General features: G+C 74.8%; 11 protein-coding genes. 6 read left to right on the forward strand and 5 right to left on the reverse strand.

Features of this window, described 5'->3' with window-relative positions:
- Positions 1-611: 611 nt before the first annotated feature.
- Genes ACZ7LE_RS18445 through ACZ7LE_RS18455 form a run of 3 tightly spaced genes read left to right on the forward strand, consistent with a single transcriptional unit; the run spans position 612 to position 6,812 of the window.
- Complete coding sequence (locus ACZ7LE_RS18445; protein ID WP_470404704.1) at positions 612-1,556, forward strand: hypothetical protein; 945 nt, start codon at positions 612-614, stop codon at positions 1,554-1,556.
- Positions 1,553-3,223, forward strand: a complete 1,671-nt coding sequence (locus ACZ7LE_RS18450; RefSeq protein WP_470404705.1) for a DNA polymerase Y family protein — start codon at positions 1,553-1,555, stop codon at positions 3,221-3,223. Before ACZ7LE_RS18445 ends, ACZ7LE_RS18450 begins: the two co-directional genes overlap by 4 nt.
- Positions 3,216-6,812, forward strand: coding sequence for an error-prone DNA polymerase (locus tag ACZ7LE_RS18455; RefSeq protein WP_470404706.1), 3,597 nt, complete (start codon positions 3,216-3,218; stop codon positions 6,810-6,812). Before ACZ7LE_RS18450 ends, ACZ7LE_RS18455 begins: the two co-directional genes overlap by 8 nt.
- Before the next feature lie 51 nt (positions 6,813-6,863).
- On the opposite strand, the gene ACZ7LE_RS18460 is transcribed toward ACZ7LE_RS18455, so the two are convergent.
- Positions 6,864-9,311 carry a serine/threonine-protein kinase gene (locus ACZ7LE_RS18460; protein WP_470404707.1) on the reverse strand — a complete coding sequence of 816 codons (2,448 nt, stop codon included), beginning with the start codon at positions 9,309-9,311 and terminating at the stop codon, positions 6,864-6,866.
- Between the two features lie 58 nt (positions 9,312-9,369).
- Positions 9,370-9,729, reverse strand: coding sequence for a MerR family transcriptional regulator (locus ACZ7LE_RS18465; RefSeq protein WP_400545397.1), 360 nt, complete (start codon positions 9,727-9,729; stop codon positions 9,370-9,372).
- 52 nt (positions 9,730-9,781) lie between these two features.
- On the opposite strand from ACZ7LE_RS18465, the gene ACZ7LE_RS18470 reads away from it, so the two are divergent.
- Positions 9,782-10,780: an aldo/keto reductase gene (locus ACZ7LE_RS18470; RefSeq protein WP_470404708.1), complete on the forward strand. Its 999-nt coding sequence runs from the start codon at positions 9,782-9,784 to the stop codon at positions 10,778-10,780.
- An 84-nt stretch (positions 10,781-10,864) separates the two neighbouring features.
- On the opposite strand, the gene ACZ7LE_RS18475 is transcribed toward ACZ7LE_RS18470, so the two are convergent.
- Positions 10,865-11,329 (reverse strand): HtaA domain-containing protein, encoded by a 465-nt coding sequence (locus tag ACZ7LE_RS18475; protein ID WP_470404709.1) that lies wholly within the window; start codon positions 11,327-11,329, stop codon positions 10,865-10,867.
- A 333-nt stretch (positions 11,330-11,662) separates the two neighbouring features.
- Here ACZ7LE_RS18475 and ACZ7LE_RS18480 point away from each other — a divergent pair, with 333 nt between their 5' ends.
- Complete coding sequence (locus tag ACZ7LE_RS18480; RefSeq protein WP_470405315.1) at positions 11,663-12,736, forward strand: glycerophosphodiester phosphodiesterase family protein; 1,074 nt, start codon at positions 11,663-11,665, stop codon at positions 12,734-12,736.
- 82 nt (positions 12,737-12,818) lie between these two features.
- Here the strand turns inward: ACZ7LE_RS18480 and ACZ7LE_RS18485 are convergent, their stop codons facing one another.
- Positions 12,819-13,334: an ArsR/SmtB family transcription factor gene (locus tag ACZ7LE_RS18485; protein WP_470404710.1), complete on the reverse strand. Its 516-nt coding sequence runs from the start codon at positions 13,332-13,334 to the stop codon at positions 12,819-12,821.
- The gene (locus tag ACZ7LE_RS18490) at positions 13,335-13,985 is read right to left on the reverse strand and encodes an SRPBCC family protein (RefSeq protein WP_470404711.1); all 651 of its coding nucleotides are present in this window, start codon (positions 13,983-13,985) and stop codon (positions 13,335-13,337) included.
- A gap of 151 nt (positions 13,986-14,136) precedes the next feature.
- Between ACZ7LE_RS18490 and ACZ7LE_RS18495 the strand changes: the two genes are divergently transcribed.
- On the forward strand, positions 14,137-14,757 hold the full coding sequence (locus tag ACZ7LE_RS18495; protein WP_470404712.1) for a GNAT family N-acetyltransferase: 621 nt from the start codon (positions 14,137-14,139) through the stop codon (positions 14,755-14,757).
- Positions 14,758-14,783: the final 26 nt, after the last annotated feature.

Below are 14,783 nucleotides of genomic sequence, written 5' to 3' on the forward strand. Positions count from 1 at the left end.
GGACGCTTCCCGCATCGCTGACCGGTGCGGGAAGTGTCCGGGCCTCGGCGTGTTCCGGTCGCGGTGCCTGCCTGCTGTCTGGCTGTCTGGCGGGCTGGTCGGGGGAGGCTCTGGCAGGCAATGCATGGTCAGCCAGGGGGTGCCGGTTCTGCTGGAGAACGTCCACCTCAGCCCTTGGTGATTCAGCCCAGCTTGAGAATTCAGCAGGGCTGAAGATCGCTGGCTCCTGCCACGCCTGGTTCAGCATGGCCGAACTATTCGGATCAGCTGGAAGACCCGACTTTGAGCCGAACGGAATTCGGCCCCGCCGGCCCCTGCCGTCTGGGCATGCTCTACCTGGGATGTCTGCCCGACGTCGCTCTGTGACGCCTGCCCCACGTCCCTCAGGGCGCCTGCCCCACGTCCCTCAGGGCGCCTGCCCGGCGTCGCTCGGGATCGTGCGCCGTGACGGCCTACCTGTCCCGGGTCGGGCCTTCGGCGCGCGGGCAGTGTTGCGAACCGGATGGTTTGACAGCGCGCGCCAGGGGCGGTGTACTGGTGTTCTATCGAACGTGTGTTCGTAGAGTGCTCCACCACCGGTCTCCGCCGGCAGGCACCATCGCTGGAGGGACATGACCGTCGTAACCATCTCCTCGAAGGCCGACACCGCCGCCGACGCCGTCCCTGCCGGCGACGGCAGCAAGCACGCGCAGGCGCTCGCGGCGCTGCGGTCGGCCGAGGCGCGCACCGGTGTCCGCCGGCAGGCCACGTCGCACGAACCCTCCAGGATGCAGGTCCGGGCGCTGCGGGGCGGGCTCCTGACCGATCCGGTGCCGGTGTCCGCGCCGGCCGAGGTCCGTCCCGCGGAACCCGCGGCGTCGTCGGGCGGCCGGGTGGGGCACCCGGGCGAGGACACGCGGGTGCTGCCCGTGCACCCGCACCTGGCTGCCCTGCTGCCGGACGGCGGCCTGCGGGCCGGGACCACCGTGGTGGTCCGGGGCTCGACGTCGCTGCTGCTCACGCTGCTTGCCGAGGCGTCCCGGGATGGGGCCTGGACGGTGCTGGTCGGGTACCCCGCCGCGGGGCTGGCCGCGGCCGCCGACGCCGGGTGCGACCTGGCGCGCACCTTGGTGGTGCCGCTGCCGGCCGGGTCGGGGGTGGACGCGCCCGCCGTGCTCGCCGCGCTGATCGACGGCATGGACGTGGTGGTGGTCGGTCCGGAGGTGGCCCTCCTGGACCAGGACCGCCGCCGGTTGTCGGCGCGCGCCCGCGACCGGGGCACCGTCCTGCTCCCGGCCGCCTCGTCAGGTGCCGCAGGCGGCTGGGCCGGGGCGCACGTGGTGCTCGAGGCCACCGGCGGGGCCTGGTCGGGGGTCGACGGCGGGGTGGGCTGGCTGCGGCGCCGGACCCTGCGGGTGCGCCGCACCGGCCGGGGGAGCGCGGCGCGCCCGGTGCACCTGGACGTGGAGGTGCCGGTGTGCCGGGCGGCCGCGGTCGAGCCCCTCGGCGCCCGGGGTGCGGGGACCGTGCGGGACGAGGATGCCGAGGGTCGCCCGTCGCTGGAGCTGGTGGGATGAGCGAGCGCACCGCCACCGCGACGGCCGTGACCCGCACCGCGTGCCTCTGGGTGCCCGACTGGCCGGTCGTCGCCGCCCTGGTCGTCGCCGGCCTGGGCCCCGAGGTGCCCGCCGCCGTCACGGGCGGCCCCGGCGGGCGGATCGTCGCGGTGTCCGCCCCCGCGCGCAGCGCCGGGGTGCGCCGCGGCATGCGCCGTCGCGAGGCCCAGGGGCGCTGCCCCGACCTGCAGCTCTGGGCCGCCGACGACGCCCGCGACGCCCGCGAGTTCGAACCCGTCGCCGTGGCCGCCGAGACCGTGGTCTCGGGGCTGGAGATCGCCCGCCCGGGACTGCTCCTGCTGCCGTCCGGCGGCGCGGCCCGCTACCACGGCTCCGAGCACGACCTGGCGCGCGAGCTGACCGAGCAGGTCGCCGTCCGCACCGGCCACGAGTGCCAGGTCGGGGTCGCGGACGGCTACCTGGCCGCCGTCCTGGCCGCGCGGGACGACGCCGTCGTGCCGCCGGGGGACTCCCGGGACTACCTCGCGCCCCGTCCCGCCGCCGTGCTCGTGCACGCCCGGCCCGCCGACCGGGCGCTGACCGAGCTGGTCGACCTGTGGCGCCGCCTCGGCGTGCGCACGCTCGCGGACCTGGCCGCCCTGCCCGACGCCGCCGTCGCCGCCCGGTTCGGCGACCTCGGCGTGTGGGCGCAGCGCCTCGCCCGCGGGCAGGACGTGCGCCCGCCCGCCCGGCGCCGGCTCGTCGAGGACCTGACCGTCACCGAGGAGCTGGACCCGCCGGCGCACCGGGTCGACGTCGCGACTTTCGCGGCCCGCCGCCTCGCCGAGCGCCTGCACGACGACCTGCACCGGGGCGGTCTGGCGTGCGGCCGGCTGCGGATCACGGCGCGCGCCGTCGACCCGGTCACGGGCGATGCCCGCACCCTGGAGCGGCTGTGGCGCACGGACGACACCCTCGGCGGGCTGTCGGCCGCCCGGATCACCGACCGCGTGCGCTGGCAGCTCGAGGGCTGGCTCACGGCGTCGTCCCTCGGGCAGAGCGAACAGCCCGCCCCCATCGCGGGCCTGAGCCTGGCTGCCGAGGAGGTCACCCCCGCCGGGGCGCTGCAGCCGCGCCTGTGGGGGCCCGGCGCCGGCGAGGACCTGCGTGCCCGCCGCGCCGTCGAGCGCGTGCAGGCCCTGCTCGGCGGCGACGCCGTGCTCACCGTGCGGCTCCAGGGCGGGCGTGACCCCCGCGACCGCGTGCAGCTCGTGCCCTACGGCGAGCAGGTCCCGGCCGAGCGCGACCCCGACCGGCCCTGGCCCGGTGCGCTGCCGCCCCCGGCGCCGTCGGTCGTGCTGCCCGAGCCCGTCCCCGCGCGCGTGCTGGACGCCGCCGGGCGGCCCGTCGTCGTCGACGTGCGCCTGGCGGTCAGCGGCGAGCCGGCCCGCGTGCTGGTGCCGGAGGAGCCGGCCGACGACGGCGCGGCATGGGCCGGTCTCGACGCCGCCGTCGTCGACTGGGCCGGGCCCTGGCCGGTCGCCGAACGCTGGTGGACGTCGCGGGGCAAGCGCCGCGTGTTCCTCCAGGTGGTGGTCGACGGCCCCGCCGGACGGGACGGGCTCACGCTCGGCCTGCTGCTCTCGTCGGCAGCGGGGACATGGTCCCTGGAGGCGCTCTATGACTAGGCCCGCGCCGCGCGACCGGGACGTGCCCTATGCCGAGCTGCACGCGCACTCCGCGTTCAGCTTTCTCGACGGCGCCTCGCACCCCGAGGAGCTCGCCGCCGAGGGTGCGCGCCTCGGGCTGAAGACGCTCGCGATCACCGACCACGACGGGCTGTACGGCGTGGTGCGGTTCTCGCAGGCGGCGAAGAAGGTCGGGCTCAAGACCGCGTTCGGGGCGGAGCTGCACCTGCCGACGGTCTCGACCGGCAGGCGCGGCTCCGCCGGCATGCCCGTGCTCGACCCGCCGACCGGGACCCCCGACCCGCGCGCGACGCACCTGCTCGTGCTCGCGCGTGGGCCGCAGGGGTATCGCAACCTGTCGAGCGCGATCGGCACCGCGCACCTCGACGCGGGCGTCAAGGGCGCCGCGAACTACACCCTGGAGACCCTGGGCGAGGCTGCGGACGGGCAGTGGCTGGTCCTCACGGGTTGCCGCAAGGGCCCGGTCCGCCAGGCCCTGTCCCCCTCGTCGAGTGCTGGGTATTTGCGCTCTCGAACCGATTCGACCCCACAGATACCCAGCACTCAACGAGCTGGGAACCGGGTTGATCGGTTGGATCGGGGGCGGCGGGAGCTGCGGCGCCTGGTCGATGCGTTCGGGCGGGACAACGTGGCCGTCGAGATCACCGCGACCGGCGACCCGCGCGACGCCGACCTGCACGACGCGCTCGCCCTCCTCGCGCAGGAGGAGCGGCTGCCGCTGGTCGCCACCACCGCCGCGCACTACGCCCGCCCCCGGGACGCCGACCTCGCCGGGGCGCTCGCCGCGGTCCGGGCCCGGTCGAGCCTGGACGACCTGGACGGCTGGCTGCCCGGCGCGCCCACCGCGCACCTGCGCAGCGGCGCGGAGATGGCGCGCCTGCACCGCAGGCACCCCCAGGCCGTGCCGACGGCGGCCGCGCTGGGCGCCGAGTGCGCGTTCGACCTGAAGCTCATCGCGCCCAGGCTGCCGCCCTACCCCGTCCCGGAGGGGCACGACGAGAAGTCCTGGCTGCGCGAGCTCGCCTACCAGGGCGCGACCCGGCGCTACGGCCCCCGGGAGGGCAACCGGAAGGCCTGGAAGCAGATCGACCACGAGCTGAAGGTCATCACCGACCTGGAGTTTCCCGGGTACTTCCTCGTGGTCTACGACCTGGTGGAGTTCTGCCGGCGCAACGGCATCCTCGCGCAGGGGCGGGGCAGCGCCGCGAACTCGGCGGTCTGCTTCGCCCTGGGGATCACCGCCGTGGACGCGGTGCGGCACGGGCTGCTGTTCGAGCGGTTCCTCGCGCCGGAGCGGGACGGCCCGCCGGACATCGACGTCGACATCGAGTCGGTACGCCGCGAGGAGGTGATCCAGTACGTCTACGAGAAGTTCGGGCGCACGCACGCGGCCCAGGTCGCCAACGTCATCTCCTACCGGCCACGCTCCGCGGTGCGCGACGCCGCCCGCGCGCTCGGCTACGACATCGGGCAGCAGGACGCCTGGTCCAAGAGCATCGAGCGCTGGGGCACGCTCAAACCGCGGGTGACCACCCCGCCGTCGGACGGCGTGCCGGACGGCGCCCCTGGCGCGCAGAACCGGACCGCCGCCAAGGACGCCCGCATGACGGCGCTCTGGGGCCCGGGGGAGAACGGGACCTTCGTCGACGTGCTCGCGCAGGAGGCGCGCGCCGCGGGCGAGCCCCGGGAACGCGCCGACGACACCCACGACGTCGTGCCGTTCCGCACACCGCCGTCGGCCGCGCAGGAGGGGGAGATCCCCGACGACGTGCTCGACCTCGCCGACCGCATGCTCCGCCTGCCCCGCCACCTGGGCATCCACTCCGGCGGCATGGTGATGTGCGACCGCCCGGTGATCGAGGTGGTCCCCGTCGAGTGGGCCCGCATGGAGGGACGCACCGTGCTGCAGTGGGACAAGGAGGACTGCGCCGACGCCGAGCTGGTCAAGTTCGACCTGCTGGGCCTGGGCATGCTGACCGCCATCCGGTACGCGTTCGAGTCCGTCGAGGAGCACACCGGGGAACGCCTCGAGCTCCACGACCCGCCGCAGGACGACCCGCTCGTGTACGACCTGCTGTGCGCCGCCGACACCGTGGGCGTGTTCCAGGTGGAGTCGCGCGCTCAGATGGCGACCCTCCCGCGGCTGCGGCCGCGCGACTTCTACAGCATCGTCGTGGAGGTCGCGCTCATCCGGCCCGGCCCCATCCAGGGCGGGTCCGTGCACCCCTACATCGAGCGGGCCCGCGGGCGCGAGAAGGTCGAGTACCTGCACCCGCTGCTCAAGAACTCCCTGAGCCGCACCCTGGGCGTGCCGCTGTTCCAGGAGCAGCTCATGCAGATGGCGATCGACGTCGCCGGGTTCACGCCCAAGGAGTCCGACGAGCTGCGGCGCGCCATGGGGTCCAAACGGTCCCAGGAGCGCATGGAGGCACTGCGCGAACGGCTCTACGCCGGGATGACCGCGAACAAGATCCCGCCCGGGGTGCAGGAGCAGATCTTCGAGAAGCTCAGGGCCTTCGCCGACTTCGGCTTCCCCGAGTCGCACGCCTACTCCTTCGCGCACCTCGTGTACGTGAGCTCGTGGCTCAAGGTGCACCACCCGGCCGCGTTCTACGCCGGGCTGCTCGCCGCCCAGCCCATGGGGTTCTACTCCCCGCAGTCCCTGGTCGCCGACGCGCGCCGGCACGGGGTGCGCGTGCTGCGACCCTCGGTCGCGGCGTCCCGGGTGCTCTCCTCGGTCGAGCCTGTCCCTGCGCTGGTCGAGCCTGTTCCTGCGCTGGTCGAGCCTGTTTCTCCGCTGGTCGAGCCTGTCGAGACCCCCGCCTCGTCCGTCGCCGACCTCGTCCGGGCCGACCCGGCGCTCGCGGTCCGCATGGGGCTGGAGTCCGTGCGGGGCATCGGGAAGGACAAGGCGGAGGAGATCGTGGCGGCCCGCGACGCCGCGGGCCCGGCGGGGTTCGGATCGCTGCGGGACCTGGTCCGGCGGGTCGAGCTGTCCACGGCGCAGCTCGAGTCGCTCGCGACGGGCGGGGCGCTGGAGCCGCTCGGCGTCGACCGGCGGGAAGGGCTGTGGGCCGCGGGAGCCCTGGGCCAGGAGGGGCCGACGACGCTGCCCGGCGTCAGCGTGGGCGTCGACGCCCCGGTGCTGCCGGGGATGAGCGAGGTCGAGCTGGCGCAGGCCGACGCGTGGACGACCGGCGTCACGCCCGACTCGTACCCGACGCAGCACGTCCGGCCGGGTCTGGAGGCGGCGGGCGTGCTCACGGTCGCCCAGGCGATGGTGACCGAGCCGGGACGCCGGGTCGCCGTCGGCGGGGTGGTGACGCACCGGCAGCGGCCGGGCACGGCCGGGGGCGTGACGTTCCTGTCCCTGGAGGACGAGACGGGGCTGCTGAACGTGATCTGCACCGTCGGGCTGTGGCAGCGGTTCCGCCGGGTCGCGCGGTCGGCGCAGGCCATGGTGGTCCGCGGGCGGATCGAGGCCGCCGACGGTGCCGTCAACCTCCTGGCGGAGCACCTCGCCCCGCTGTCGCTGGCGGTCCCGGGGCGGTCGCGGGACTTCCGTTAGCTCTGCCGGGACCAACCCCGCTGCATGTGTCCTGCCCGCGGCCCGGTGGTGTCAGCCGAGGACGAGCTGACCCGTGCTGTTGGCCCACAGGAGCGCCGAGCCGGCGGCGATGAGCACCGAACACAGCACGTAGACCCAGATCCACATGCGGTGCCCGGCGATGCGCAGCAGCACGGCCAGCCCGAACGCGGCGGTCCCGAGGGCCGGCGCGGCGAGGAACGGGTCGCCGCCCTGGGCGTCCTGGGTGACCAGCACGTACACGGCGCTCACCAGCAGCAGCCGGGGGACCCAGCGCAGCAGGGCGCCGAGCAGCCGGACCGGCCACGGCCGCCTGCGCGGCGCGACGGGTGCGGGTGCCGGCGACCGCGGCTGCTTGCCCGGCTTGCCCTGCTTGCCGCGGGGCTGCGCGGCGGGCTGACCGCCCGGCGGCATGCTCTGCGGACGGTTCGCGACGGGCCGCTGCACGAGCGTGGGCTGCACGGCGGGCTGTCCCGTGGGCTGCCGGGCGGGCTGCCTGGCGGGCTGCGCAGCCGGCTGCCCGCTCGGCTGCGCCGCCGGCTGCCTGGTGGGCGCCACGGTGGGCATCGGGCGGGTGGTGCGTACGGACGAGCCGGGTCGGGCCTGCTGCGGGGCGGGGCCGAGGTGCTTCACCGGGCTCTTGCGCGGCTGGTACGACTGCGGCGGCGGCACCTGGCTGCGCACCACCTGGGTCGCCGTGGCCGACGGCGGCGCCGCGGCGGTCGACCCCGCCGCGGACGACCCGACCGGGGTCACGGACCTGGGCCGGCTGGTGACGGGTGCGCGCTTGTTCGCCGGCGCCGGCGCGGGTTCCGGGCTGCGGAACGCGCGCCAGCCGCGCAGCGTGTCCGCGTGCCCCTCCGGGGGAGTGGCGACCCGCCAGCGCATCGCCTGCCAGATCCAGTCCTTGATCTCGGCCGGGGTCCGGCCGCCCGCGACCTCCGCGCCGATCTCCGCGACGTGGTCGGCCACGACCTGCTCCGCGGCGCCGTCGAACCCGTCCGCATGCACCTCGGTGAGCACGCTCATCAGCGCCCGGTCGTAGACCAGGGCGTGCCAGGGCTCCGGGACGCGGGTGGGCGTGACCTCGTCCGACCGGTCGAGGTCACGCTGGAACATCTTGGTGTGGCCCCGGCCCGGCAGGATGTCCGTCGAGGGCAGCGTGGCGACCTCCGCCGCCGTCACACCGTCGCTGACGAGCTGCGAGGTGAGCAGGAGCGTCGGGTCGGGCGTCGCGCTCGCGATCCGGGCGCGCACCACGCTCGCGATGTTCTCCAGCGGCGGCCGGTGGTTCGGCTGGTACCGCGTCATGGCCAGGACCAGGGACTGCAGGTGCCGGTCGATGGCCGGGCGCTCGGGCAGGGGGTCGTCGTCCGGGACGACGCCGGCCGGCTCCTCCTCCACGAGGTCGGCGGGCGTCAGGTCCCGGCCCAGGAAGTTCAGGTCCAGCGGCAGCGCGCCCGTGCTCGCGTACACGAGGAGCAGGCCCAGGCTGTACACGTCCGACCGCGGGTGCACCCGGCGTCCGAACAGCTCGGGCGCCATGTAGGCCATGGTCCCGGCGGGCTGCGTCGAGGTCGCGGCGTCGAACACCTTGGCGATGCCCAGGTCGATGAGGACGGCGCGGTCGCCGTCGACCATGATGTTCGCCGGCTTGAGGTCGCGGTGCAGGCAGCGCTCCTCCTGCAGCACGAGCAGCGCGTCGACGATCTGCCGGGCCAGGTGCAGCGCCTCGGGGCCGGACAGCGGCCCGTCCTCGCGCACCCGGTCGCGCAGCGTGGTGCCGGGCACGAGCTCCATCGCGAACCAGGGCTGCGTCGCGTCCAGGCCGGCCTCGACGAAGCGGGGGAAGCCCCGGCCGTCGAGCCGTTCCAGCAGGTGCGCCTCCTGGGCGAAGCGCTCCCGGGCATCGTCGTGCAGGCCGGTCAGGACCTTCAGGGCCACCTCGGTGCCGTCGTCGGCCTGTGCCTGGTACACGTGCGCGAAGCCGCCGTGGCCCAGCGCCTCCGCGAGCGTGAACCGGCCCAGGCGCTCGCCGCTGGCGGGGATGCGCCGCACCGGCCGCATCGGCAGGGCGGCGGCGCGAGGGGCGGGCGCGAGGGGCTGGGCAGGCTCCGCGGGTGGGGTGGGCGGGAGCTCCGGGGTGGGCTCAGGGATCGGACCGGGCTCCGCAGGCTCAGCGTCGTCTCCCGAGGACAGCTCAGGTTCGGCGGCCGGCTCAGGATCGTTCGCGGGCTCGGCGCCGTCGTCCACGGCCTCGGTCGCGCCGCCGTCCGCGGGCTCGGCGCCGTCGTCCACGCTCGGCGGCGCGGGTACGGGCGCGAGCTCCCTGGTCGGGTCCTCGTCCGGCGGGGCGGGGACCGGCGCGAGCTCCGGGGTCGGCGGGGGGCCTGCTGCGGGCTCGGCATCCGTTGACGGGACCGGACCGGGGCCGACGGCCGCTGGCGCGACCTCGCCGACGCCGGGTGCTGGTGACGTCATGCCGGAAAACCTACCAGCGGACCCCCACGGATCGGAGGAAAGTCCACGCCGGGTCGACCTACACACCCTGGGTGCGGTACCAGGCGATCTTCTCCCGGAGGCGCTCCTGCTGGGTGCGCAGGGCGTCGATCGACTCCTGCACCCGCCGGTCGTGCTCCTCCAGCAGCGCGACGCGCGCCGCCAGCGTCGCCTCGTCGAGCGACAGCTCGGCGTAGCGCTTGAGGTCGGCGATCGGCATGCCGGTGTCGCGCAGGCAGTGCACGAGGTCGAGCCAGCCCAGGTCGTCCTGCGTGTAGGTGCGGTGCCCGCCCGACGTCCGCGCGATGGGCCGCAGGATGCCCTCGCGCTCGTAGTACCGCAGCGTGTCGATGCTGAAACCGGAGACCTCGGCGGCCTGCGCGGGCGAGTACGTGATCATGTGCTGATCCTGCCCTTGACCTGGAGCGCGCTCCAGGGTTTTCGCTGTTCTCATGACCACGACCCAGCACGCCACCCAGCACGCCACCTTCCACGACACCACGCCCGCCGCGCGTCTGGTGCTCGGCGCCATGATGTTCGGCACCGCGGTGGACGAGACCACGTCGTTCGCCCTTCTCGACCAGTTCGTCGACGCCGGCGGCCGCTGGATCGACACCGCCGACTGCTACTCCTTCTGGGCCAGCGAGTCCGGCTACGGCGGGCAGAGCGAGGAGGTGCTCGGCCGCTGGCTCGCCGCGCGCCCCGGCGTCCGCGACCGCGTGCTGCTCTCCACCAAGTTCGGGGCCGAGCCGCGCGACGCCGCGAACTGGCCCGCCTCCCGCACCGGCCTCTCGGCCGCCGCGGTCCGGGAGCAGCTCACGCGCAGCCTGCGGCGGCTCGGCACCGACCACGTCGACCTGGCCTGGGCCCACATGGAGGACCGCTCGGTCCCGGTCGAGGAGACGGCCGAGGCCTGCGCGGCCCTCGTGTCCGACGGCGTCGTGGCGCGGATCGGCACCTCGAACCACCCCGCGTGGCGGGTCGAGCGGGCCCGGCGGCACGCCGTCGGGCAGGGCGAGGAGCCGTTCAGCGTGGTGCAGCACGCCTACAGCTACCTCCAGCCCCGCCCGGGCACGCTGACGGGGAACCACCGGTTCGGCTGGCTCGACGACGAGCTGGTCGACCTGGCCGCCGTCGAGCACCTGGACGTCTGGGCCTACACGCCGCTGCTGTCCGGCGCGTACGACAACCCGGCCAAGCCCATCCCCGAGGTCTTCGACCACCCGGGCAGCACGCGGCGGCTCGCCGTGCTCGACGACGTCGCGGCCGAGCTCGACGCGTCCCGCGGCCAGGTGGTCCTCGCCTGGCTGGCGGCCCGCGGCATCCACCCGATGCTGGGCGGCAGCAAGCAGTCCCAGCTGACCACGGCGATCGCGGCCCTGTCCCTGCCCCTCACCGAGGCGCAGGCGACCCGCCTGAGCGAGGTAGACGTCACCCCACCCACCTCCTGACCGCTCGCCACCTCGTTGAGTGCTGGCTATTTGCGCTCTCGGAACGTTCCGAGAGCGCAAATGGCCAGCACTCAACGAGGTGGGTCAGGTGAGGTCGATCGTCAGCGGCTCGAAGGGGGTCGCCGGCGGGTAGCTGCCGCCCCAGAGCTTCGCGCCGTCCTCCGTGAGTTCGACCTGCGCCCAGGTGAGGCGCGCGCCGTCGGCCGAACGCTCCGGGGCGCCCGCCAGGCGGAAGGCGACCGTGCGCACGTCCGACTCACGGTCCCGGATCGACATGGTCCAGTCGGCGCCGCCGTCGGCGGGTGCGACGATCTCGATGTCGGCGACCTCGCCGACGAACGAGCCGAAGTGCCCGATGAAGATCACGGAGCCGGTGAACGCGAACGAGGAGGAGTCCGCGGACACCTCGGGCGTGCGCTCCGGGTCGAGCGGGAAGTGGAACGAGGCGCCCGTGCCGCCCACGGCGTCGTCCTGCACGATGCGGCCGCCCGGCGCCCCCATCACGTACATCAGCAGGCTTGCCTTGATCTCCCAGTCCAGATGAGCCACGCGAGAACGGTACTCCTACCTGGGGATTCGCACGGCTTCGTCGTCCGACGACCCGGGGGAAGGTGTACTCCACCGGGCAGGTAACGCTGAGCGAGCAGTGCTAGCACAGCGTTACCCACCTGGAGAGCTACAACTTTTCCCCGGAGGTGCTGTGCGCCCGGCGTCCCTCCGGGAACGCGCGGGCCGGGGCCCGGTGGTCGCCGTGCGTTCACGGGCGCGTCGCCGGGCCGACGGCGGCGGGCCTTGCCCCGGACACCGGGCCCGTCCAGGCTCGGGCACATGAGGACCCTCCCACACCGCACTGCCGGCGCTCGCGCTGCCGCCGCTCTCGCCATGACCCTCGTGGGCGCGCTGGCCCTGGGCGCCGCGCCGGCGTCGGCCCTGCCCGCCGACGCCGCCGACGCGGGCGACGCCGCGCGCGCAGCCGCGCACCACCACCGCACCTTCGACCTGCAGGCTCACCGGGGCGGCATCGCGCTGACCGTCGAGAACACGCTCCCGGCCTTCGACAACGCCCTCGCGCTCGGCGTCAGCACGCTCGAGCTCGACGTGCAGATCACGCAGGACGGCTACGCCGTCGTGACCCACGACCGCGACCCGAGCCCGGCCAAGTGCGTCGACACGGAGCCAGCGTTCCCGGGCGACCCCGAGTTCCCCTATGTGCCCAACAAGACGTACATCAAGGACCTCACGCTCGCGCAGGTCCGCACCCTGGACTGCGGGTCGCTGCGCCAGCCGCAGTTCCCCGGCCAGGAGCTGCACCCGGGTGAGCGGATGCCGCTGCTGTCGGAGGTCCTGGCCCTGGTCAACCGGCACCGGACGCACCAGGTCATGCTCAACATCGAGACCAAGGTCGAGGCCGGCGCCCCCGAGCAGACGGCGCCGCGCGAGCAGTTCGTGCAGGTCGTCGCCCGCGAGGTGCGCAAGGCACGGCTGGTCGACCAGGTGACGATCCAGAGCTTCGACTGGGGCTCGCTCATGCGGATGAGCGAGGTCGAGCCGCGCTTCGGCCTGGTGGCGCTGACCAACGGCCAGCAGTTCCTCCAGGTCGGCGTCGACGGCGCGTCGCCGTGGCTCGGCGGCCTCGACATCGACGACTTCCCGGGCTCGATCCAGCAGAAGTTCGTCGCCGCAGCCGCCTCGTTCGGCGCCGACGCCGTCTCGCCCGTGCACGGTGACCCCCAGGGCGGCAGCGTGTCCGACCCGGGCTACGTCCCGTTCACGACGCCCGAGCTCGTCCGCGCCGCGCACCGTGCCGGCATGGACGTGATCCCGTGGACCGTCGACGACCGCGCCACCATCGAGTCCCTGATGGACATCGGCGTCGACGGCCTCATCACCGACCGGCCGGACCTGCTGCGCACGATCATGGCGGAGCGCCACCTCAAGCTGCCGAAGCGGTACTGACGGGCGCCCGGTGGAGGCGTGGGCGGCGGCGACCCATCGCCGTCGGCGCGCCGGACCTTCTACCGACCACCCGCCTCTGGGCTCAGCCCGCGGCCTCATCGACGGTAGACGTGGTGTCCGGCGCTGCCCGACGGCGCTCGCGGCGGCCGCGGGCCAGCTCCGTCGCCAGGGCGTCGAGCGGCTGCGCGAACGTGTCCTCGAACCGAGCGAGCCAGGCCTGCGCCGCGGCGGTCCCGGTGTCGTCCACGGCGTACAGGCGGCGCGTGCCCTCGGCGCGCACGCGCACGAGCCCGGCCTCGCGGAGCACCTTCAGGTGCTGCGACACCGCGGGCTGCGTGATGCGCACGCGCGCCTGCAGGGCGGTGACCAGGGCTCCGGCGGGCTGCTCGCCGGTGGCGAGCAGCTCCAGCAGCCGCCGGCGGACGGGGTCGCCGAGCGCCTCGAACACCCCGGCCTGCGCCGTGTCCAGGGCTGCGTCCCGCGTCCGCCCGCCGGGGGAGTCGCCGTCGGCAGCCATGTCGCCGCCGAGCGCACCGCTGCGGTGGGCGGGCCGGTCCTCGGAGCTCGCGCCACCGCGCCGCCGGGCGGCGGCCGGCACTCAGGCCTCCGGCTGCGTGGTGTAGAACGCGATCGTGCGCTGGGCGGCGGCGCGAGCCTGGGCGGCGTCCTCCCCGGACCTGATGGCCGCGTCGGCCCAGTCCGTGCTCGCCAGGCGGACGAACTCGACGCCGACGGGGGAGAGGGTCCACTGCTCGAACTCGGTGGCGTCGTTGGTGGAGCCTGTCGCGAGGTGCAGGCCGAGCCCGACCAGGCCGAGGTCCCAGCCGACGCCGACGGCACCGGGGCCGTACTGGTCCCAGAAGTCGGGGTCGACGTGCGCCTCGTGCACCAGCTCGAGCGTGGTGCCGCCGTCGGCCGGGCTCAGGGAGACCTCCACCCAGGAGACCTGGCCGCCGAACTCCCAGGTGACGGCGAAGCCGCGCGGTGCGTCGCAGCGCTCGACCGAGCCGCCGGCCTGGCCCTCGAACTGGTAGCGGCCGCCCACGGTGAGGTCGCCGGTGACCGGCAGGAACCAGCGGGGGAGGCGTTCGGCGGACGTGAGGGCGTTCCACAGGTCGTCCTGGTCGGCCGCGTAGGTGCGGCGGGCGACCGCGACCTTGGTCGGCTTGCCGTCCCGGCTGCCGTCGCGGACCTCGCGGGTCATGAGGCCGGCCGTCGCGACCGGGTCGATGGTGCTCGTGCTGGTCATGATCTGTCTCCTTGTATAAGCGGTCACTTATTTATGACACACGACGGGGGTGCCACGCAAGGGGGCGTGGGGCGGCCCGCGGGCGTCCGTTAAAAAAGTGTGCCAAGCGCATCGTCCCGCGGGTGTCGGTGAGGCGGAGTAGGTTCCGTACATGGCCCAGATCCCGGAGGCCCGCATCGCGGTGGTGCCCGCCACGGCCGACCGGTTCGACGACGTCGCGCGCGTCCTCAACCCGAGCGGACGCGAGCAGGCGTGCTGGTGCATGCACTGGCGCGCGCCGGCGAAGGAGGACGTGACGACGCGCGAGGCCCGGCTGCGTGCCCTCACGGAGGAGGAGCCCGCGCCGGGGATGCTCGCGTACCTCGGCGGTGACGTCGACGGTGACGGCGAGGTCGCCGGCTGGCTCGGCTTCTCCCGGCGGTCGGCGGCCCGGCCGCTCCAGCGGTCGCGCGTGCTGCCGGTGGGGGAGCCGGAGACCTGGCCCACCACCTGGGTGTTCATGTGCGTGACGGTGCGCGCGGGCTTCCGCAGGCAGGGGGTCGCTCAGGCGCTGCTCGACGGCGGGGTCGACTACGCCGCAGCGCACGGCGCGACAGCGTTGGAGGCCTTCCCCGTGGAGCCCGAGGTCGGCCGTAGGGTCCCGGTGAGCGCGGCGTTCGTCGGTACGGTCGGGATGTTTGAGCGCGCAGGCTTTGACCGGCTCGAACCGACGGACGCCACGAGCGGACGGCTGACCCGCTGGCACATGCGACGGGAGGTCAGGGCGGCCTGAGCCGAGTCGTCCGGCGCCGACGCCGT

This window comes from Promicromonospora sp. NPDC110617 (genome assembly GCF_055598465.1).

Coding starts and splice junctions, on each gene's coding strand:
- ACZ7LE_RS18445 (WP_470404704.1), top strand. CDS start 612: ATGACCGTCGTAACCATCTCCTCGAAGGCCGACACCGCCGCCGACGCC.
- ACZ7LE_RS18450 (WP_470404705.1), top strand. CDS start 1,553: ATGAGCGAGCGCACCGCCACCGCGACGGCCGTGACCCGCACCGCGTGC.
- ACZ7LE_RS18455 (WP_470404706.1), top strand. CDS start 3,216: ATGACTAGGCCCGCGCCGCGCGACCGGGACGTGCCCTATGCCGAGCTG.
- ACZ7LE_RS18460 (WP_470404707.1), bottom strand. CDS start 9,311: ATGACGTCACCAGCACCCGGCGTCGGCGAGGTCGCGCCAGCGGCCGTC.
- ACZ7LE_RS18465 (WP_400545397.1), bottom strand. CDS start 9,729: ATGATCACGTACTCGCCCGCGCAGGCCGCCGAGGTCTCCGGTTTCAGC.
- ACZ7LE_RS18470 (WP_470404708.1), top strand. CDS start 9,782: ATGACCACGACCCAGCACGCCACCCAGCACGCCACCTTCCACGACACC.
- ACZ7LE_RS18480 (WP_470405315.1), top strand. CDS start 11,663: ATGACCCTCGTGGGCGCGCTGGCCCTGGGCGCCGCGCCGGCGTCGGCC.
- ACZ7LE_RS18490 (WP_470404711.1), bottom strand. CDS start 13,985: ATGACCAGCACGAGCACCATCGACCCGGTCGCGACGGCCGGCCTCATG.
- ACZ7LE_RS18495 (WP_470404712.1), top strand. CDS start 14,137: ATGGCCCAGATCCCGGAGGCCCGCATCGCGGTGGTGCCCGCCACGGCC.